The sequence below is a fragment of the Methanoculleus sp. genome (assembly GCF_030019085.1).
Lineage (GTDB): Archaea > Halobacteriota > Methanomicrobia > Methanomicrobiales > Methanoculleaceae > Methanoculleus.
In genome coordinates, this window is record NZ_JASEFJ010000021.1 from 1 (window position 1) to 18,807 (window position 18,807).

Annotated in this window: 22 protein-coding genes; 2 read left to right on the forward strand and 20 right to left on the reverse strand. The window is 62.1% G+C overall.

Going from position 1 to position 18,807, the window contains the following annotated elements; translation table 11 throughout:
• Positions 1–244: 244 nt before the first annotated feature.
• Entirely contained in the window at positions 245–625 is a 381-nt protein-coding gene (locus QMC91_RS08410) for a type IV pilin N-terminal domain-containing protein (protein WP_300237644.1), read from the forward strand.
• 548 nt (positions 626–1,173) lie between these two features.
• On the opposite strand, the gene QMC91_RS08415 is transcribed toward QMC91_RS08410, so the two are convergent.
• The 8 genes from QMC91_RS08415 to thiD form a co-directional block, all read right to left on the reverse strand.
• Entirely contained in the window at positions 1,174–2,931 is a 1,758-nt protein-coding gene (locus QMC91_RS08415) for a hypothetical protein (protein WP_300237646.1), read from the reverse strand.
• A 9-nt stretch (positions 2,932–2,940) separates the two neighbouring features.
• Complete coding sequence (locus QMC91_RS08420) at positions 2,941–3,408, reverse strand: type IV pilin N-terminal domain-containing protein (RefSeq protein WP_300237648.1); 468 nt, start codon at positions 3,406–3,408, stop codon at positions 2,941–2,943.
• 1,256 nt (positions 3,409–4,664) lie between these two features.
• Positions 4,665–4,856, reverse strand: coding sequence for a hypothetical protein (locus QMC91_RS08425; protein ID WP_300237650.1), 192 nt, complete (start codon positions 4,854–4,856; stop codon positions 4,665–4,667).
• Positions 4,856–5,065 carry a hypothetical protein gene (locus QMC91_RS08430; RefSeq protein WP_300237652.1) on the reverse strand — a complete coding sequence of 70 codons (210 nt, stop codon included), beginning with the start codon at positions 5,063–5,065 and terminating at the stop codon, positions 4,856–4,858. The genes QMC91_RS08425 and QMC91_RS08430 overlap by 1 nt, the downstream gene beginning before the upstream one ends.
• 100 nt (positions 5,066–5,165) lie before the next feature.
• Entirely contained in the window at positions 5,166–5,618 is a 453-nt protein-coding gene (locus tag QMC91_RS08435; protein WP_300237654.1) for a hypothetical protein, read from the reverse strand.
• 1 nt (position 5,619) lies between these two features.
• A complete protein-coding gene (locus QMC91_RS08440) occupies positions 5,620–5,907 on the reverse strand; it encodes a hypothetical protein (RefSeq protein WP_300237656.1) in 288 nt (95 codons plus the stop codon).
• A complete protein-coding gene (locus QMC91_RS08445) occupies positions 5,904–6,335 on the reverse strand; it encodes an Lrp/AsnC family transcriptional regulator (protein ID WP_300237658.1) in 432 nt (143 codons plus the stop codon). The genes QMC91_RS08440 and QMC91_RS08445 overlap by 4 nt, the downstream gene beginning before the upstream one ends.
• 197 nt (positions 6,336–6,532) lie before the next feature.
• Positions 6,533–7,333, reverse strand: a complete 801-nt coding sequence (gene thiD / locus QMC91_RS08450) for a bifunctional hydroxymethylpyrimidine kinase/phosphomethylpyrimidine kinase (RefSeq protein ID WP_300237660.1) — start codon at positions 7,331–7,333, stop codon at positions 6,533–6,535.
• Positions 7,334–7,413: 80 nt separating this feature from the next.
• Between thiD and QMC91_RS08455 the strand changes: the two genes are divergently transcribed.
• Positions 7,414–8,742: an AIR synthase-related protein gene (locus QMC91_RS08455; protein WP_300237662.1), complete on the forward strand. Its 1,329-nt coding sequence runs from the start codon at positions 7,414–7,416 to the stop codon at positions 8,740–8,742.
• A gap of 233 nt (positions 8,743–8,975) precedes the next feature.
• On the opposite strand, the gene QMC91_RS08460 is transcribed toward QMC91_RS08455, so the two are convergent.
• The 12 genes from QMC91_RS08460 to QMC91_RS08515 form a co-directional block, all read right to left on the reverse strand.
• On the reverse strand, positions 8,976–10,223 hold the full coding sequence (locus QMC91_RS08460) for a serpin family protein (RefSeq protein WP_300237664.1): 1,248 nt from the start codon (positions 10,221–10,223) through the stop codon (positions 8,976–8,978).
• A gap of 142 nt (positions 10,224–10,365) precedes the next feature.
• Entirely contained in the window at positions 10,366–10,914 is a 549-nt protein-coding gene (locus tag QMC91_RS08465; RefSeq protein WP_300237665.1) for a winged helix-turn-helix domain-containing protein, read from the reverse strand.
• 75 nt (positions 10,915–10,989) lie between these two features.
• Positions 10,990–11,706, reverse strand: a complete 717-nt coding sequence (locus QMC91_RS08470; RefSeq protein ID WP_300237667.1) for a methyltransferase domain-containing protein — start codon at positions 11,704–11,706, stop codon at positions 10,990–10,992.
• Positions 11,681–12,694, reverse strand: a complete 1,014-nt coding sequence (locus QMC91_RS08475; protein WP_300237669.1) for an AAA family ATPase — start codon at positions 12,692–12,694, stop codon at positions 11,681–11,683. The genes QMC91_RS08470 and QMC91_RS08475 overlap by 26 nt, the downstream gene beginning before the upstream one ends.
• Positions 12,681–13,412 (reverse strand): 4-phosphopantoate--beta-alanine ligase, encoded by a 732-nt coding sequence (locus QMC91_RS08480; protein ID WP_300237671.1) that lies wholly within the window; start codon positions 13,410–13,412, stop codon positions 12,681–12,683. The genes QMC91_RS08475 and QMC91_RS08480 overlap by 14 nt, the downstream gene beginning before the upstream one ends.
• A complete protein-coding gene (locus tag QMC91_RS08485; RefSeq protein ID WP_300237673.1) occupies positions 13,409–14,251 on the reverse strand; it encodes a pantoate kinase in 843 nt (280 codons plus the stop codon). The genes QMC91_RS08480 and QMC91_RS08485 overlap by 4 nt, the downstream gene beginning before the upstream one ends.
• A complete protein-coding gene (gene coaBC, locus QMC91_RS08490; RefSeq protein ID WP_300237675.1) occupies positions 14,233–15,366 on the reverse strand; it encodes a bifunctional phosphopantothenoylcysteine decarboxylase/phosphopantothenate--cysteine ligase CoaBC in 1,134 nt (377 codons plus the stop codon). The genes QMC91_RS08485 and coaBC overlap by 19 nt, the downstream gene beginning before the upstream one ends.
• On the reverse strand, positions 15,363–16,232 hold the full coding sequence (locus tag QMC91_RS08495) for an SAM-dependent methyltransferase (RefSeq protein WP_300237676.1): 870 nt from the start codon (positions 16,230–16,232) through the stop codon (positions 15,363–15,365). Before QMC91_RS08495 ends, coaBC begins: the two co-directional genes overlap by 4 nt.
• Before the next feature lie 6 nt (positions 16,233–16,238).
• Complete coding sequence (locus tag QMC91_RS08500; RefSeq protein ID WP_300237678.1) at positions 16,239–17,288, reverse strand: 60S ribosomal export protein NMD3; 1,050 nt, start codon at positions 17,286–17,288, stop codon at positions 16,239–16,241.
• Positions 17,289–17,292: 4 nt separating this feature from the next.
• Complete coding sequence (locus QMC91_RS08505; protein WP_300237680.1) at positions 17,293–17,586, reverse strand: DUF424 domain-containing protein; 294 nt, start codon at positions 17,584–17,586, stop codon at positions 17,293–17,295.
• A gap of 45 nt (positions 17,587–17,631) precedes the next feature.
• On the reverse strand, positions 17,632–18,462 hold the full coding sequence (locus QMC91_RS08510; RefSeq protein ID WP_300237682.1) for a TatD family hydrolase: 831 nt from the start codon (positions 18,460–18,462) through the stop codon (positions 17,632–17,634).
• On the reverse strand, positions 18,434–18,787 hold the full coding sequence (locus QMC91_RS08515; RefSeq protein ID WP_300237684.1) for a dihydroneopterin aldolase family protein: 354 nt from the start codon (positions 18,785–18,787) through the stop codon (positions 18,434–18,436). The genes QMC91_RS08510 and QMC91_RS08515 overlap by 29 nt, the downstream gene beginning before the upstream one ends.
• Between the last annotated feature and the right edge of the window lie 20 nt (positions 18,788–18,807).

The window sequence follows — 18,807 nt, forward strand, 5'->3', positions numbered from 1 at the left end:
TTTCCGCATTCAGGACAGAAGTTTGGCAATGTAGCACCATCCTGTGAGTATGAGTGGTTATACCGCGAATGGCGATGTTATAGGTTCCGGTTTTGTGCTGCGGGCGTCTCTACTGCATCGGAGCGGGAGATGCGGATAGGGGATCTCTTGTTTGGGGCTGGTTTTCTGTCTCCATCCCGGGGGGTCTTTTGCCGCCCGATTCGATACAGGCAGTCTTTTATGGGTGATTGGTTGAGATATCATAATGACAGGTCTGGATTGCGGGGACGCGGTCTCGGAGGTGTTGAGCACAATCCTGATGGTGGCGGTTGTGATCCTGCTTGCGGCGATTGTTGGGTCGCTGGTCTTCGGGGTATGGCCGCCGGCGGAGCCGTCGATAACGATGGCGACGGCGACCCGCTCGGGGGAGGACATAACGTTCATGGTTCACGGCGGGATGGACCTTGAGCGGGTGACGAACATCACGTGCTGGATAGGCGGCCCGGAAGCAGGGAACGAGGAGGTTCCGCTCGAGGTTAAGGTGGGGTATTCCGAGACCCGGCATGTGCCCGACCCGACCCGGATCGTGATCGTGGGGACGTATTCTGACGGCAACTCGATGGTCCTCTTCGATAAGGTGGTTTGATAGAGCCCCCGGTTCGGGTTCCGGCCGGGATCCTTGACCATCTGGATGGGTGCTGTGGCTTTGAGCGGTTCACGCCAGGGTGACAGCATGTTTTCAGCAGTTGCTGTCATCGAGTAGAACAAGTATCTGGGGTTATTTACCGATTTTACGCCCTATTCATGGGTTTCCACACCTGGATGACAGCAGCGCGGAGAAGGAGCGACTACACCTGAGGGTGACACCGTCTCTGGCAGGTCTTTTGCGGAGTCCTCTCTCCACCTGGCAAGGGATGCCAGCAGGAGACTGAAACTTCTCTTCACCCTGACTGATCATCCTCTTCCTCGGGGGCGGGCAGTGCGGGTGATAGGCCAGGGGAGGCGGTGCACGGGGGTAAAAGAGGATAGCCCGGAGAACTCACCCCTGGCACTGTATCTATGGAGAATCCCCCCTGGGGAGGGGGGCGGGACGTTCCCCCTCCCCTGTCTCTTGCATATCACCCCCGCCTGCCGGCCGTTTTCAGTCTGCTGAAAACTGCTGTCACCGTCATGGCTTCCGGCGCACACCACCCGCTATAGCGGGAAGACGGTATACTGGATGTACCAGATGTACTCCACCACGGGTATCCAGAAGTGGTAGCCCTCCCAGCAGTTAGTGGCGAACCGGAAGTCGACGATGACCTCCCAGGCGAGGGGGAAGAGCATCAGCACCGGGACGGTGTATGCGAGGAGGCGGGGGGAGGCGCGTCTTGCAAGAACGGCGATGTAGAGTATCGCAACGCCGGCGAGGAAGATGCAGGTGAGGGTCGTGATAAACGTGATCTGGCCGCCCGGGTTTTTGCCGGCGATGACCTGGAGGATGACGAAGATTAGCGGGAGGTCGATGACCACGAGCCAGAAGAGGGTTCTCGAGCCCTCCCGGACGCCGTCAGCATCGAGGCCGGCATACTTCAGGGCGTAGACGCCGATGACCAGCATTGGAAGGTAGGCAGGCGAGAGGTAGCGCATGTCGGGGACGATCCCGGGGCTTGCCTGGAGCCAGGGGAGTGAACGGGCGTAGGAGAGCACCACCAGGACGGCGGCGAGGGCGAAGAATGCGAGGAGTCTTGCGTCGCGCGAATCGATTCCGGTCGGTCTCTTGCGGATGAGGGCGTAGATTACCGCAGCGGCCAGGAGGATGGCGAAGAACGAGATGGGGGAGACCTGGAAGAAACCGGCGGATATACTGTTTGAGGGCTCAAAGAAGGCGCCGGTGACCCCTGAGAGGCTATCGCTCCCGCCACGCAGGGTGTAATGCCCGAGAAGGGTGCTCCAGAGGCTCTCCGTGCCGGAGGGGAGGGCTTCTCCGCCGGAGGCGGCATACCCCGCCGTCCAGGGGAGGATGAGGGGGTTGCCGGAGAGCCCCAGGTTGTTTACAAAGAGCGGGAGGGCACCGATGGGGACGCCGGCGACGGCGAGAACGACGCGTCCGGCCTCCCGGCGCCCCCTCTTCGCCGCCAGGATGATGGCGAAGATGAAGAACCCGGCGGCGAGCGCGGGTCCAAGTTCAGGCCGCGCAAACGCCGTCCACCCGATGGCGATGAACGAAGAGAAGAGGTAGAGCGGGTTCTCCCGCGATATATAAAGGGTGAAGCAGTAGATCGCGACCGCGAAGAAGAGGGCGACAAGCGCGTGATCTTTGGCGTTTCCCGACCAGAAGAGGTAGGAGGAGCAGCAGACCGTCGCGGCAAGCCCGAAGACCCCCCAGCCATCCGAGCCCAGCACCTCCCGAAAGATCAGGAAGGCGATGACGCCGAGGAGGGCGAATGCGATGCTGTTTGTGAACACTATGGCGGCAACCTCCGGGTAGACGGAGACGTCGTAGGGGTGCACCCCCCTCACAAACCAGAACTGCCGGTACAGCGCGGCGTTGAGGACGAAGAGCACCCCCCAGGAGATGATCCCGGCCCACGTCCAGGGGACCCCCCGCCAGCGGGAGCAGCGGGGGAACCAGAACTCGATCATGAGGAGCAGTCCGAGCAGCAGGGCGGACCAGAGAAGGATCACGGCGAACCGGAAGTCGTCGCCAAACATGGAGAAGAAGTGGTAGGCGGGCAGCGAGACGACCGGCAGGGCAAGAGTGTAGCAGAGGGTGTTGTGGTGGGAGGCGGCGTAGTCGGAGGCGCCGTAGGGGGTGTAGCCGGAGAGGGGGTCGCCGCCGGTGACGAGGTGGTTTAACTGGTCGGCGGTGATCCACTCGTCGGTGAGGTAGAGGTGGGGGTAGCCGATGGATAATGAAACGAGAAAAACCAGGGTGAACAGGGCAAGGCCGATCTTATAGAGGGCATCCATAAAAAAAGGTTAGAGGAAGGTGTCGAGAAGCATCTGGTCCCTGCCATCCGCAAAGTGGCCGATGATCACGACGTGATCTGAACCGTCTGTTAGGGCGTTATCACCGGATGTGAAGATGCTGCCTACGGTTATTGGGTCGGTAGTGTCGCCGTTGGTAGGTTCTCCTCCTGATGTAAACGTCTTGCCGCTACCCGTAACATAGGCACAGTATGTTTCCGGAGTACCCTCACTATCCGTCACTTCAATCCTCAGATACTCCAGCGTTGAGAGATCCGCTCCGCTCTGAATAGTCACCTGGAGTCGGTCACCCGAAATCTGTTTTGCGGTGAGCGCAACACTTTTCTGGGTCTCAATGTTTCCGGTCATCCCGAATACGAACGCCGCTATCACCGCGGCCAGGATCACCGTGATGGCGACCATAAGGATAACGCCGATGACCGGCGATACCGCTTCTTCATTCTCTCTGAATTTCATCATACATCCTCCGTGACCCCACGCCCCCGTCGCGGGCATGGAGTCGCTAAAGAAACTAATTTATGATGATATATAACGATGTCGTAGTGATCCTTTCCTGAATAATTTATCACCGGCATGCCCGGGTTGCATGAAAAAATCTTTCCTTTATAGGGTGATATGGTGAACAAAATATGCGACCGGCGGATGCCGTTCCCGCGGGGTGGGGTGCGAACCACTCCCACCGGTTTGGTAACAACCACTCGATCGTGGTGTCTACTGTCGAGTTAAACACCCGGGATCAACAATCCGCGGCAGTTTAACGCCCGCGCCTCAATCATCAGATCGCATCCCTGATGCCATCCCTGCCCATTCCGTTCTGGCGGTGGGAGTGTTAGGAAGACCGATCCCTGCCTCCTCCAGCAGCGAAGTGCGTATCCTGCGGTGAGGCCGGGGCCACTTACCCGACAGGGGATGGGTGTGGAGGGATTTCGTGGGATCGAAGGTTGCAGCGCGGTGCGGGGCCTCTGGGTGGAGGAGGTGGAGGCAGGGCGATCACGTCATTATTCATTACCGCTGAAGAGATCGGATCGGGTATCGGGACTGCAAACTCACCACCTCCTCCCGGTGAACGTCTTTCTTCGACAGCACCGCCACCGGAGTGCGGGCAGTGTATGGCGATAGACCCGGAAGGCCGTGCACGGGGGAGAATGAGACGATCCGGAATTTGTCTCCTCCCGGACACGGTATCTATGGAGAATCGCCCCGTTGGGTAGGGGCTGACGGGGAGAGGGGAGCGGGACGTTCCCCGCCCCTGTCTCATGCGTCTCGGGCAGATCTCTCTTTTCTCGTAGCGTAGACCACCCCAGCCTCCCGGCCGCTACCGCGGCCTCCTCCCGCCCCCTCAAGGGTGCGGGCAGTGCGTGGCGATTGGCCAGAGGAAGGCCGTGCACGTGGGAAACAGGTTCTTCAGCGGCATTTTCGCAACCTGGGGCAACCTGGGGCCAGGTGATGAGAATCTGAATCACATTTCTGCCACCGTCTCACTGGAGAATCGCAAGCGTGGGGGGGGTGGGGGGACGTACGCCTTGCCTCTCTCAGGAATGTTCTCTCCCTGGAAAAGTCCCCGCCCTGATAGGGCCCCGGTTGGCTACAATCGTCACATTCATCGCGGGCGCGCCTGCTGGTGTGCCGCCGGACCCCCTCCTGCTGCATGCAGCGCCAGGATTGGCTGTGCTGCCTGTCCCGCTCGACCATGGGCAGGAAGCAGCAGGATCGAGTTACCAGCCTGACAGGTCACCATCAACCAGCGAGGAGAGGAGCCGCTTTCCGCGCTCCTCCGGTTGCCGTGGATGGATCCCGGCGGCGGAGGCCTCTTCACAGACGCTGCCCCATGCAGCTGGACGGTTGTTGAGCAGAAGAAGGCTCTTTCCGGTCTGCGTCTTCTCTTCACGGGGGATGCCCTGAACCATCAGGGCGTCAACTGAGGATTCGACAACCCCGGATTACGGGCCGTATCTATACCCGTAGAACTGGAGTTGCTCTCTCTGGCGATCTTTCTCCGGAGGGCTACCCGCACTTTGAATAGAATCTTGTGGATAGCGGTTTTCGGGAGTTTTAGACCCGGTCGCACCGGGTAGATCTGCTCAATAAGCCTGGAGGCGACTTCGGAGGGGAGCATTTACATTCCTCCGTGGAACGGATATTTACGGGTTTCTTATTGCAGGCGGCTCTATCCATCTATCCCATCTCGAAGACTCGGTCGAGATAGCACCCCCTAATCACTTCTCCCGTGGCGGGAACCGGATCATCACCCTGCCGTGACCCCCGCGCTCGAATACCGCGTCGGGCTGGAGCGCCCTCGCATACCCGGCCAGGTATGGCCCGGCAACCCGTGCGTCGGCGAATGTATCCCTGACCGCTGCCGCCGTACAGTCGATGGTGAGGAGAATCCCCCCCTCCGCCGTCTCCGTCGACTCGGATGGGACGCCCCAGGTCAGGAGGAGCCCCTCCATAAGGGTCGGGGGATCGAACCGCTCCTCGGCGTGGGAGAGGAGCGCCGTCCCGTCCTCCTCGCCGAGCCTCTCCGCGATGGCGGCAACCCGTTCCGTAAGCCCTGGCGGAGCGTCCTTCAGTAACCGCCGCAACAGTGACCCGGCGACGTCGTGTTGCCGCAGCGACCGTGCTACCTTGATCAGCTGCCAGTCCCGGGCAAACGATGTACCGGTCCGCATCTTACCCTCTCAGGATACCATACGCCATCACGCAGAGACCGATGATCACAACCACGTGTGAAAAGATCATCGACCAGGCCAGGATGAACTCATCAAGCGTAAAGATGCTCACAATATCGGCGAAGGTGATCCCCACCACCAGCGTAAAGAGCCCATAGATGAAGAGCAACAGCGTGGGCTGCTTCACGATCCGGTATGCGTTGTAGATGACGCCGATAAGCAGCACTCCAAGACAGAGTGTCACGATCGCAAAGATCTGCTGAATTATATCAATCTGCAATATGTTCATGCCTGCTCCTTTATCTTTCTCACCGAGATTATCGTCTGGATATCCCGCACCCCGGGATGGCTGGAGAGCGGGACCAGGATGTTCCTCTTTAACTCAGATATGTTCTGCACACGCACCCTGGCGAAGAAATCGCCGGGCTCAAGCACCTCATAGAGGTCAAGGACGTCCGGGATCTCCCGCAGGAACTCCTCAACGTCCGATTTCGCTTCCGGCTGGACCCTGATGTTCAGAAAGGCTATCAGTGTATTCTCAAAGAACTTCTGGTTGATGACTATCGTGAACCGCTCGATGATACCTGCTTTCTTCAGTTTCTCGATCCGCTTAAAGACCGTCGACGGTGCGATACCAAGCATTGAGCCAAGTTCGGCCATGGACTTCCGCCCGTCTTTCTGCAGCTCGCGAAGGATCGCATCGTCGATCTCATCCATTGTAAACTGATTGAATGTTTTTGAATATTAAAATTGTGTTTTCTCCGGGAGGGATGAAATGTCTATCCCGCATTTTTGCTGGATTATAGGTCATATGCTGGATGTTCGGGAGATTCTCTGCACGGCTGGGAAGCAGGTTCCCTTCTGGCATTATGGAAAGGATAGTTTGTTTTCAACAGGGAATATGGAACAGATATTCAATATCGATGAAAGATCCTCCCGCCGGGGTTAACCACCCTGACCCCGCCGGGGTCACCAACCGCTCGCCTGATGGCCGTATCTATGAACTCCCGTGCCGCACAGAAACCCTCCCGGAGAGCCACCCCCCTCGCCAGGTATGCCGTCAGCGCCGCAGAGAAGCAGCACCCCGACCCGTGCACCGCGTAGGGATAGCGCTCCCCCGAGACCTGAACCTCCCCGTCACGCTCGACCAGTATATCGACCGCCTCTCCGTCCTGGAGATGTCCTCCCTTCACCACCACGGCCCCGGCACCGAGATCCAGGATCCGCCGGCCTGCCTCGGCCATATCCTCGATCCCCGTGATCTTCATCCCTGCAAGAACCTCCGCCTCCGGGATGTTCGGGGTGACGACGGTTGCACGCGGTATGAGAATCTCCACCAGGTCGCTGATAGCGTCCTCCTCGAGCAACCGGTGGCCCGATGTCGAGACCATCACCGGGTCTATCACAGGCAATGCCCCCTCCGGCAGCCCCTCCGCGACCGCCCGGACGGTTGCGGCGTTCCCGAGCATCCCTGTCTTCCAGGCACCGATCGCAAACCCGTCGGCGACCGTCTCGATCTGCGCCCGGACAGCCTCCGGCGGGAGCGGCCAGGTCGCCCGCACCTCCCTTGTGTTCTGGGCGGTCACGGCCGTGACGACCGTCAGCCCGAAGACCCCGAGTTCCACAAACGTCTTCAAGTCCGCCTGGATCCCCGCCCCGCCCCCGGAGTCGGAGCCGGCGATGGTGCAGGCGGCGACCATCCTTCCAGCCGTCATACATCTGGTGTCGCCCGGGATACGCTTGAATCTTTGCCCGCCATCTCCTTTATCACGTTTCCGCACCGACCACATCTGCAATGGATGTAGAAGAGATCGCCCGCCGGCACCTTGCCGACGGCGTCCCTGATGACGAGATCGTGCGCCTCCTCTCACGGGAGATCATCTCGATCAAGCGAAACCGCGTCACCCCCGAATACGCCGAAGCGTTCGCCCGGGCGGTCGTCACAGAGGTCAGGAACTCGACCGGGCTTTCCGGCGACCTCTTCACCTATGAGCCCTCCGGATCGACGATGGGCGAGTTCGGTGTCGGTTCGCGCGGGGCGGGAGACTTCTTCGCTCACCGGCAGATTGCACGGATCATAGGTCGACCCGCGGTCGCCGTCGGGGTCGAAGAGATGGACGATGCCGGGGCGGTAAGCGCCGTCGGGGACTACATCGTCGTCACAGTCGACGGGATGCACTCACGGCTCTCAGACTTTCCATTCCTTGCCGGGTTCCACGTCACCCGGGCGACGCTACGGGACGTCTACGTCATGGGCGCAAAACCCGTCGCCCTCCTCTCGGACATCCACGTCGCCGACGACGGCGATGTGGCGAAGATCTTCGACTACACCGCCGGGGTCACCGCCGTCGGCGAGGCGATGGGCGTCCCCCTGGTCACCGGTTCAACGCTCCGGATCGGCGGGGACATGGTCCTTGGCTCCCGGATGACCGGGTGCGTCGGCGCCGTCGGGGTCAGCCGGCACCTCACCGCCCGGAAAGAGATCGAGCCCGGTGACATCCTCCTCATGACCGAGGGTGCCGGCGGCGGGACGATCGCCACCGCCGCGATCTACTCCGGGTTCCCCGACGTCGTCGAGGAGACGATCAACCTCCATTTCCTCAGGGCATGCGAGGCGCTGCTTGCAAGCGACGCCCTCTCAGGTATCCATGCCATGACCGACGTAACGAACGGCGGGCTCAGGGGTGACGCCTACGAGATGGCCGAGACCGCGAACTGCCGGATCGTTGTCATCGAGGACGAACTCCGCAGCCTTGTCCGGCCCAAGGTCCTTGCCATGCTCGACGCCCTCGAGATCGATTATCTGGGTGTCTCCCTCGATGCCCTCCTGGTAGTCGCTCCGCCGGAGAACGCGGCGGAGATCCGGCGGGTTGTGGAGTCCGCCGGTGTCACCATAAAAGAGATCGGTTACGCCGAGGAAGGAGCCCCTGAATCGGTCCTCTCGGTCGGGGGCGAGATCCGGGACTTCTCGCCCCGGTTCCGGGAGTCGGCCTACACCCCGGTCAAGAAGGTCGTGGACGAGGACAAAATGGACTTCGAGGAGATGAAGGCCGGGGTCAGGCGGGCGGCGGATGCGGCGATAGCAAAGAAGGAACGGATGCTCGCCCGGCTCCGCTCCTCCTGAACGTCAGGGCGCGGCTTCCTGTTCCATGGAAATTACTGAGGCCTCCTATCCCCTTCTTGCCTTCCTCGTCAGTTCTTTGTAGATCTCGACTCGGTTCTTCATTCGGCCGCGCCACGCCCGTGCTCTTTTCTCCGGTCTCCCGCGGGGGTATGCGGGTGGGGGAGTGCGGCGGCCGGCAGCCGCCCCGGTATTCGTTGCCGGTAGAAGGGGGGAGAACAGTCCCCCGTTCCCCCTCACGGGCCTTCGGGGTTTACAACCCGCCCCATAAACAGGATCGTGCCGTGATCCTTCTCGATGACGAGGAAGATAAACGGGTGGTCTGCCTGGAAGCGGGGTGTGACGCCTCCCCCCGCCACAACACCGGTCGCTGCCGCGGCCTCGGTGCCCTCCTCGTTCACCTCGACGAACGCCTTGTGGAAGATCCCGGTGATGAAGAGGTCTCTCGTGCCGTCCATCCCCGAGAGGTCGGCACCGTCGGTAAACGCCGTGGACATCCCCATCGCCGCAAGAGTCGGGGGAAGGCTGTACTCCGTCTCCAGCGTGAACTTCGGGAAGGAGACCCGGACGTTCTGCGAGACCAGGGATTCCCGCAGGCGGGCAAGTCTCTCCGTGTCCAGAGCCTCCTCTGCAGCCGTCAGGTTATCGTCCTTCGGCAGGAGGACGAGCATCGCGAGTTCGGTCTCGTTCCCGTGCGCGTAGGGCATCTCGAGCACCTGGAGGGTCCCGGTCTCAGTATATGGATAAACGGCATTCCTGTGCATCATCGGAACGGTCACCGTCTCGTTTGGTGAAACACGGAACGCCTCCTCCGTTGTCTCGGCGGGGTCGAACTGTTCGACCCAGGTTCCTTTGAAGTAGATCGCGTTCGTGATCACGAGCCGGGTCAGCGGCCCGATTGAGCCCGGCGGCAGGAGGTCGCGGATCCGATCTTCGGTCTTTTCCTCCACCCACCGGTTGATCGTCTCCCGCGACCCCCCGGGGTTGTTGATGAAATCAAGGCCCGTTGCTTTTGCCCCATACCAGCGGGCGGCCGTCTCAATATACTCCGGGAGGAACGAATGGGTTTCCTCCGCCCAGAGGGCGTTTGCGGTGCGGAGGGTGTAGTTGCCGCTCCCGCTGTTCAGGGCGGCATTGAGGTCGGCGAATCCCTCCCGCCGGAGGGTCTCGTTCGTTGGGAGGTGCAGCACCGCCCTGATCTCGTCGGCGGTCGTGCCGCGGGCGCCCTCATAGGTGATCGCGAGGGCTGATGCGATGCTGTAGGGCGAGAAGAAGAGGTTGCCTTCCGCATGCGCCGGGTCGGTCGCGAGGCGCCGGTAGAGGTCAAACGCAAATTGGTTGTTCCCGGCCGCCACGTTATCGTCGGCTACGGATTCACCGGAGACTGAAGTCGTGTTCAGAGGTACAGTCCCGCAGACAGCCAGTCCTGCAAGAATGAGCGCCAGAACCAGGATGCTTATTCCGGAGATCAATAGTCTTTTCATCGTTCTCTCCCGTGGATCGTATCGGGGTGGCCGGTGACCCGCGAACCGGGTAGTTTCCGGGCATCCACACGGGGTCTTTCTGCAGGAAGACGATAATCCCGGCGAAAGCGTTCGATCCCGGTCGAACGGATCCGAAAACTACCTATAGAGGTTCCGTGACCCCCTCGTCTGCGGAGAAGTCCCCCGCAGCACGTCTGCTCCACCGGACATAGGCATACGCCACCAGGACTCCCCCGATCACCGCGAGCGCGATCCCGGCAACGAGCAGTTCCACGGGAGGTCCCTCAGGGACCGGGAGGCCTCCTCCTCCCGGAAGCGGGGATACCGGCCCTTCCCGGATCGGCGTGGTCAGGAAGGCCACGATGGCACAGACCCCTCCGGCGAGGCTTGCCAGTCCCGTGGCCAGGAGAACCCGGATCCGGGCGCCGCCGTGCGGTTGCATCAGGGCCCGCCCCTCCGGCGTGAGCGCGTAGTACACCCAGGCGCGCCCGTCGTCATCGGCAGCGACAAGACCGGCGCCTGCCAGTCTCTGGAGGTGGTGGTGGACGGTGGACTTTGCCAGGTCAAGGGTGTCCGCGAGCTCCGTGATCGTCATCCTGCGTGTGGACAAGGTCCTTAAAATATCAAGCCGGGTCTCAGATGCGAGGACCTCAAATGTATCCTTCGTCAGGACGATATCGACTGGCTCCATTGGGGAGTTGTTCGAGGGCGGCAGGATATAAGGGTTCTGTCAATCGGTGATACGGGATCACGGCGGGAAACCCCCTCACTCTTCCGGCTTCTTCCCGCTCGCACAGACGTTATAGGCGAGATAGGGGAGTTTCCTCTCGATGAAGGGCTCAGCCTTCCGTGCAAGGGTAAATATAGGCTCGATGAGTTTCAGGTGCGCAAACGAGCACCGACTGGTCGTGACATCTTCAAACCCGGCATCACAAAAAAGTCTCTCCATCTCCGCGTTGGTGTAGTAATGCTCATCAAAATTGCCAACGCCCACACCCTTCAGACCGACCCTCTCTCCCATCCTGTAGATGAAGGGGACGATGCTCGTAAAGACAGTACGCGAGAGCGTGCAGACGGCTATCCGGCCGCCGGGTGCGAGAACGCGATAACACTCATCGAGCGTCGCCTCCGGGTCGGGGACGTAACTGAAGGCAAGCAGACTTGCCAGTGCATCGAAACTATCGTCCCGGAACGGCAGCGCATCTGCCGTCCCCACAAAGAACCCGCAGTCCGGGCAGCGTTTCCTGCCGTGCCTGACCATCCCGGGGCTGATATCTATCCCGACCGCCTGCCCCTCCTCCTGGACGTAGCGCTGCACAAAGAGTCCGGTTCCGCAACCTACGTCCAGCAAGAACCCGCCCTTCGGGAGATACTCCATCACATGGTCGCGGATATGCCCGTGGTAGTACCTCCCCCGCCTGCTGTCGTAGCGCCTGTCGTATACCTCCGCGATCTCGTCATAGTGCTGCTGTACCTTCTTCACCAGACACCTCCAGCGCGATCCGGGCAAGCAGAGCATTGATCTGCACAAAATCGTTTGCGTTGTGCGTGAGTCGGAGATCCGTATCGGCGAGCGCGGTAACAAGGACCGGGTGGTTGTAGTCGCGCCGGATCACCTCCCGCAGTTCGGCTACAACCTCCTGCGCCGAGAGCCCGTAGTCGATCAAAAGCGACTCCACGATCCGGCGTCCAGCCTCCAGGTTGCCGCCCCTGAGCGCCTCAAACGCCGATGCAGCGATGTTGCCGGTCTCCGACCGCGCAACCTCCGCAAGATCGAACCCCTCCTCCCCGGACTCTGCTGCAATCTGTAGATACGTTATCGCCCGTCTAAGGTCGCCGCGTGCCGCATAAACGATCAGGTCGAGATCGTCTTCCGGGACACCTGCCCCCTCCGCTGCCATGACCTCCTCAAGGCGGGCACGTACGAGCGCCGCATCCAGCGGGGCAAAGAACAGGGGGAGACAGCGGGAGGCGATTGCCGGGATCATGGCCGAGGGCCTTACGGTGACAAAGACGAACCGGCATGTGGCGCTGTAGCGCTCCATCGTCCGGCGAAGCGACTGCTGCGCCTCAAACGTAAGGTGTTCGGCATCCTCAAAGACCATCACCTTGAACGCGGCGTCCAGCGGACGCATCGAGGCATACCACTTTACAATTCGCTTGAAGTTGGCGATCAGGCTCAGGTCTTTCCGGTATATATGGCTGAACCGCTCATCCGACTCAAGGACGCTCTTCCCCTTCCCCAGGAGGTCGGCCGTATTAAAGACCGTCGTGTTCGCCTCCCGTTTCTCGCCGTAAAGCCTCTCTGCCAGACACCTGACGGCAGTGGTCTTCCCCGTCCCGTGCGGCCCGGAGATGAGCATATGTGGTATGCTGCCGGAGTCCGCAAACGCCGTCATCTGCCGCACGACCGCATCCTGCCCTATTATATCCTCGCACCGCCGGGGGCGGTATACCTCACTCCAGAGCATGCCTCAGGTTCTCTCTGATCTCATCTATTGCCGCCCGGAGAAGATAGGTATTGTCAAGTGACCCGATCAGGCGTTCAGCCTCGCCTGGCTCAAGGCTGGAACAGGCCGCGGTGATCTCCGGGAGGGCTCGTGTCAACTCATCGACGATCGTCAGGTTCGCCGTTCGGGCCGTCCGCGAGAGCGGGTTTAAGTCGATGGTTATGACGGTCTTTCCCATACTTCGGAGCGCCGCACAGCGGTCTCCGTCCTCAAGCGGCACAAGAACAAGATCTGCGTCCCCTATCCCTCCCGGCAGGCAGAGGGCTCGGTCGTGGGAGAGCGGGATAAGTCGTTCCGTCTTCCCCCACAGAACCCGGACACCGCGGGACTCAAGGAGCCTGGTGATCCGGTCCACCCGCTCTTCCGTCCGGTGGAAGAGGTTCACCTCGACATCGGCGCCACTCGCCTTCTGGAGCGCCGCGATCTCATCCGCCGCAAGCGCCGCGGTGTTCCCGTTCACCGATATAACCGGGTGCCGGGCGGAAAGGAGCATCGCAGCGGCCGTCCGGGCGGCAACGGCCGCGCTCGGCGTCGTCCGCTCGCCGATAAGGTAGTCAAACGCCTCCCCCCGGCCGTGGGCGGCAAGCCCTTCCAGGGCAACTACGCCCTCGCGGGCGCAGCGGGCCAGGCGCTCACGGGCGATTAGAGATCTGTAACGAGGATGGTCTTTCGGTATCATGGTCTCACCTCGATCAGGTATGGGCCCTGGCGTGCGACACCCAGTTTGTAGACCTCCCCGAACCGGGCGAGCACCCCCTCTGCCGCAGCACCCGCGGCAAAAACCCCGTTTCCAAGCATCGTCATGCTTGCCGGGATACCGGCAGCATCACAGGCCTCCAGCACCCGGCGGACATCCGGCGCGATAAGCCCGCTTCTCTCGGCAAACGACCGCGAGAGTCCACAGAGGTCTGTCAGATCGTGCGGACATCGGCCGGGGTATGCGGCGGCGACCCGTGCCATCGTCTCCTCCGATGTGAGGACCGAGGCGGTCGGGAGCGGTCCAAGGCTCACGGCGTATACGGGTTCTTCCGGGTAAAAACGGCTGATCTCTGCGTTGATCCCGGGCGCTTTCCTGCAGGCGACCCCGCCGCCGCGGCATGCGGCGACGTCCCCGAGGCCGGTGTGGTGGACGACCTCGGCCTCGTGGGCGATTGCCGCAACACCGTCTTCGGGGATCCCGAGATCAAACAGACTGTTTGCGGCCGTTAGCGTCGCAAGGAGCGCCGCCGCCGAGAGCCCGAACCCGGCGCCGATGGGAAGCCGGCACTCTGTCGTGACCCGGGCAAAGACCCCGATCCGGTCAAGGGCGTACTCGACCGGCGGCGACCCGGCGCTCACGTGGCCCCGTTGGAGAACCCGGACGCTCGTCTCCCCGGCCACCTCGACCGTCGAGCGCACGCCCTCATCGATCACAACGCCGGCGCCGACACTCCCGGTGGTCGCGGCGTCCCCTCCCTCGATGCGCCTGAAGTATCCGGATATATGACCCGGCGAGAATGCTACAGCAGTTCTGACCATATCGCCGCAGCAACCTCCTCTTTGCTCCCGGTCACGTCCCGCGAACCACCGGCGGTCATGATCACAAACGACCCCCCCGTCGCTCCCATCGTTGCCGGGGTGTTCAGAACGACCATCCGCACACCGGCGTTGAGCATCTCCCTCGCCCGCTCTTCCTCGTCCCAGCCAAGTTTGAAGGCCACCGTAACCGCCGGGTGACAGGTCTGCATGACCTCGTCGATGACCTTCGGGAGCGGGTCAAGCCTGATCGTCATCGGAGACCCGCCCCTTATCTTCCCCTCGTGCCTCTCGGGAGCATAATCCGATATCGCCGCCGCGCTGATGTACACATCGACCCCACCATCCCTGCATACCGAGAGGACGGTCTCGCGCATCTCCGCCGCTGTTGTCGCCCGTATGTTTCGAACGCACGGAAACGACCCGGCGTGAACCACCGTAACATCCGCCCCGAGTCGGAACGCCTCGAGCGCAAGCGCCCGCCCCATCAGCCCGGTCGACCGGGTTGTCAGAACCCGGACATCGTCAAGAGGTTCAGCGCACGCCCCGCTCGTGATCAGCACCCGCTTTCCCGCAAGCGGTCTCCCGGAGACGGCACGTGCGGCGTGGAGCACGATCGTATCGGTATCCGCGATCTTGGCCTTCCCCTCCTCGATCCGGGGGTCGACGAGATCGATCCCCCAGGACCGGAGTTTTTCAAGGTTCTCCACGACCCCCCGATGACGGTATATACTCTCGTGCATCGCCGGGACGACCACCACCGGCATCCCACGACCGAGCGCGGTCGAAGCAAACGTCGTGACCGGTGTATCGTCGATCCCGGCAGCGATCTTCCCGATCGTGTTTGCGGTGCAGGGTGCGACCAGCAGGAGGTCGGCCTCCCCGCCCTCGCCGCAGTAGAGTACATGCTCCACCAGCCCCGTGATCCGTGTGATCGTCTGCCGCCCTGTCGCGTAGGTCAGGGCGTCGGGGTGGATGATACCTCCCGCTGCGCCCGTCATGACCGCCTGCACGGTTGCGCCCTCCCGACGCAGGGCGTGGGCAAGTTTCACCGTCTCGACCGCCGCGATGCTCCCGGTCACGGCGAGCACCACGGTCTTTCCCGAAAGTGTCTTCACGTTATCATCACATCCTGCACCACATGCCAGGCGTGCGGCCCGTATTTCTTAACCCGGCGGCATGTTATCGTCGCCGATAACCCGGCTTCCTTCACCCTTTCCTGGATCGTCGTCGTTGCGTCCCCGATGCTGTGGACGTGGAGGACGCTTCCGACCCGGACATGGTCGAGGGCGTCGGGGAGGAACGAGGGCGCATCGAAATGCCCCATCAGGAGACGGTCATAGACCCCCGAGAGGAGGTCGCGGCAGTCACCCATCATCGGCGTGACCCGGTCGGCGAGGTCGTTTGCCACGATGTTGCGTCTCAGGTATTCAAAGGCCACGGGGTTGATCTCCATCGCCTTGACACTCGCACCGTTCCGCGCCGTCGGGATCGTGAAGTAGCCGATCCCGGCAAACATATCGGCGACCCGCTCCCCTGGCCGGACGAGACCGGCGATCCTTGCCTTCTCCACGCGGTTCCCTTTCGCAAACATCACCCGTGTCGGGTCAAGGATGAACGTGCAGCCCTGCTCCCGGTGCCACACCTCGCCAGCGCTCCCGTAGACCACTTCCGCCTCCGGGATACGCATCGCACCGGTGTAGCCCTTAACCCATACGACCCCCCGGGGGTGGCGGTGCGCCACGATGGCCCCAATCTCCTCCTTTGAAGGCTCATCGCCATGGACGACCGCCACATCACCTATGAGGTGGTAGCCTCGACCGTTGTATCCCCTCCGTTCCGGGAGATCCTCATCGGCCGGGTAGCCATCCCTGACCGGGACCCGGGCGACCCCGTCACGGACGTATGCCCGTCGGTCCGTATCGACCCACACCTCGCCCGCGATACCGGGGAGGACCGATGCCGGCACCTTTCGCACCCGCACAACCCATCACCCCACGATCACCAGCCGGTCATCTTCGTCGTCGCGGAGCACCCTGATGTACTCTCCTTCCACGGGGGTCGTCCAGGGCACAGGGTTGACCTCCCGTGTAACGTAGGTATCCGGGTCCATCAGCCCCACAACACCGGGCTGAACGAAGACGACGAGCGCCGATCTGGCCTCACGGACGTTACCTATCAGGCGTTCCACATCGTCGGTCCTGAGGGTCAGCGACGTGCCGTTCTGGAGATCGAAGACCCCGAGTCGCCGCCCCTCGATCTCGCGCACCTCGTAGTATCTACCCCTCGATACCACCACGTCGCCCTTCTGGTGGTAGGGGAGACGGACGGAGTAGGTGATCCGGTATAGCCCCTTCCCATCCTTCTCGCCGACCAGTTTCGGGTGGGTCGTGAACCGGCCGCCAAGCGCACCAGTGACCTGTTTTGCTATCTCCTGGCCAAGATGCTGTGTCCCGACGGTGATGTCGAGACCGTCCCTGGAGTCGTCGAGGTCCGATATGAACGAGAGGCGGTCGCCCGACTGCTGTAGCGACTCCTCAGTCTGTTCCGCGATGTTTGTGGCGACCCTGCGCTCGTAGGCGTTGATCTTTCGGTCGGTGGCCCGCACCTGGACTATACCGGCGTAGTATCCCCCGGAGATGCGGCTGCAACGGTTGCAGGACTCTTTCTGCCAGCGGATCTCAGTCCTGCAGGTCTCCTTCACCGGGACACCGTAGAGAGTCGCTTCCACCTCGACGGTGCAGGTTGTCCTGTTCGAGGTCGGATCCTCGGACTGGATGGTGACCCGGGCGTCCCTTGCGTCCTGGTGGATGGTCACCGACGATATTGCAAGTTCGGCGATGAGGTCTTCGCGCGGGACCTCAAGGTCTGACCAGGTGTTGCCGCGTTTCTGCGACCCGCAGACCGGACAGTAGACGGCGGTCACATAGGGGTTGCAGGAGAGCAACCGCACGTCCGCCGCCCGGCACTCTGGGCAGACCCCTCCATCTTCGCTCGGTCTCCCGCAGCGGGGGCAGATGCTCGTCTGGGTGGTGGTCATGCCTTCAGACCCTGAATATCTGGGCGTGGGGGACGCCGTCTATCATGATGCAGTCTTTCTCGGCGATGAGTCCCATGGAGACGGCGAGGGCAACGACCTCTTTACCTATGATGTTGGCGTTATCAGCGTCGGCAAGCGCCCCTCGAACCTCATCCTCCGTTGCAGTCTCCGTGCCGTAGAATCCACCGCTGACGTGGATCTTTACTTCTCCGTGCATCAGGGTGACCTCCATGAGGTCGGTGTCGCAGGCGGCCACCACCTCGCCGGCGCCGGGTATGCGGTGCACTTTTAAGTACATTGTAGATTGTTTGATCGGGAGGTCTCAAAAAGGTGCGCAGTTCCGTCAGGGGAGCGAGATCTCGACTCCGTATGTGCGTGACGGCGTCTCCGCGTGGACCCGCCAGGCGTCCTCTTCGGTGATGAGTCCCTCTTCAAGGTAGCGGCGGGTGAACCGGGGGACCGACTTCGGCCCGATGACCGCGCCGGGCCTGGCGTTCTCGTCCATATAGTCGCTCTCCATGCTGAACCGCAACCCGGCACGAGCAAGCGCCGGGATACCCTCGTGCCGCGCGATCAGGGACGGCACGAGCGGGGTGTCGGGGGTTGCGAAGTGCTTTACGACCCGCTCAATCGGGATACCGGCCCGCTCTGCCATCGCGACAACGTCGGTGCACGGCCCGCTCTCCGCGTGGAGCTGGACGGCGCAGCCGCAGTCGGCGCCGAGTTCGAGGGCGTGGTAGAGGACGGTGTTTGAGGCCGCAAGCACCTCCGGGGGGACCTCGTAGTGGGGCCGACCGCTCTTGAGCGCCACGGCCACCCCTTCCCGAACGTAGGTGGCGGCAAGGTCAAGCCCGGCCATCATAACGTTGGCGGCCTCCTCAAGCCTCATCCTCCCGGCAAGGCGGCTGATCTCTGCCGGGTGGACGCCAAGGACGGGGTAGACCACAACCCCGGTCTCCAGGACCCTCTCCGCCACCCGGAGCGTCGCGTCGAAGACCTCCCGGTAATCCTCGCCCGACGAAGGCTCGACGCCGAACGACCACGAGGGTTTTGTGACCAGGAAGATGTGTGTCCCTCCGCTGCGGCGGAAGTCCTTCGCGGCCTCGATCCCCCGGCCGTTTCTCGGGTCGATATGGATATGGTCGTCAGTGATCGGTATCTCGGGGAGTTTCATGGAACTCGACGATCTCCATCATGGGGTAGTCGTCCTTGAGGTGCAGACGGGCGCGGCAGACGGTCGTCCCGATCTCGGTCGTGATCTCGACGTCAAACATCTTCCCGGCAAGCTCCGAGTAGCCGAACCGGTTTGAGACCATCATATCGCGGTCCAGCCGGACGGTGATGCCGGTCACGTAAGGCTGCAGCCCGACGGCCTGCTCGATGGCGGTCTCGACGGCAGCAGCGGTCTCGCGGGTGATGGGCGTCCCGACGAACTGGTGGTAGAGGGCGCCGAGTTTGATACCGGCTTCGAAGGCCGACTTCTCGCGGTCGGTGATCATGGTAGTTAGGTTTGGGGTGC

Coding starts and splice junctions, on each gene's coding strand:
- QMC91_RS08440 (WP_300237656.1), bottom strand. CDS start 5,907: ATGAACATATTGCAGATTGATATAATTCAGCAGATCTTTGCGATCGTG.
- QMC91_RS08455 (WP_300237662.1), top strand. CDS start 7,414: ATGGATGTAGAAGAGATCGCCCGCCGGCACCTTGCCGACGGCGTCCCT.
- QMC91_RS08500 (WP_300237678.1), bottom strand. CDS start 17,288: ATGACCACCACCCAGACGAGCATCTGCCCCCGCTGCGGGAGACCGAGC.
- QMC91_RS08430 (WP_300237652.1), bottom strand. CDS start 5,065: ATGCTCCCCTCCGAAGTCGCCTCCAGGCTTATTGAGCAGATCTACCCG.
- thiD (WP_300237660.1), bottom strand. CDS start 7,333: ATGACGGCTGGAAGGATGGTCGCCGCCTGCACCATCGCCGGCTCCGAC.
- QMC91_RS08420 (WP_300237648.1), bottom strand. CDS start 3,408: ATGATGAAATTCAGAGAGAATGAAGAAGCGGTATCGCCGGTCATCGGC.
- QMC91_RS08445 (WP_300237658.1), bottom strand. CDS start 6,335: ATGGATGAGATCGACGATGCGATCCTTCGCGAGCTGCAGAAAGACGGG.
- QMC91_RS08435 (WP_300237654.1), bottom strand. CDS start 5,618: ATGCGGACCGGTACATCGTTTGCCCGGGACTGGCAGCTGATCAAGGTA.
- QMC91_RS08505 (WP_300237680.1), bottom strand. CDS start 17,586: ATGTACTTAAAAGTGCACCGCATACCCGGCGCCGGCGAGGTGGTGGCC.
- QMC91_RS08485 (WP_300237673.1), bottom strand. CDS start 14,251: ATGGTCAGAACTGCTGTAGCATTCTCGCCGGGTCATATATCCGGATAC.
- QMC91_RS08510 (WP_300237682.1), bottom strand. CDS start 18,462: ATGAAACTCCCCGAGATACCGATCACTGACGACCATATCCATATCGAC.
- QMC91_RS08475 (WP_300237669.1), bottom strand. CDS start 12,694: ATGCTCTGGAGTGAGGTATACCGCCCCCGGCGGTGCGAGGATATAATA.
- QMC91_RS08410 (WP_300237644.1), top strand. CDS start 245: ATGACAGGTCTGGATTGCGGGGACGCGGTCTCGGAGGTGTTGAGCACA.
- QMC91_RS08515 (WP_300237684.1), bottom strand. CDS start 18,787: ATGATCACCGACCGCGAGAAGTCGGCCTTCGAAGCCGGTATCAAACTC.
- QMC91_RS08460 (WP_300237664.1), bottom strand. CDS start 10,223: ATGAAAAGACTATTGATCTCCGGAATAAGCATCCTGGTTCTGGCGCTC.
- QMC91_RS08415 (WP_300237646.1), bottom strand. CDS start 2,931: ATGGATGCCCTCTATAAGATCGGCCTTGCCCTGTTCACCCTGGTTTTT.
- QMC91_RS08480 (WP_300237671.1), bottom strand. CDS start 13,412: ATGATACCGAAAGACCATCCTCGTTACAGATCTCTAATCGCCCGTGAG.
- QMC91_RS08425 (WP_300237650.1), bottom strand. CDS start 4,856: ATGGTTCAGGGCATCCCCCGTGAAGAGAAGACGCAGACCGGAAAGAGC.
- QMC91_RS08465 (WP_300237665.1), bottom strand. CDS start 10,914: ATGGAGCCAGTCGATATCGTCCTGACGAAGGATACATTTGAGGTCCTC.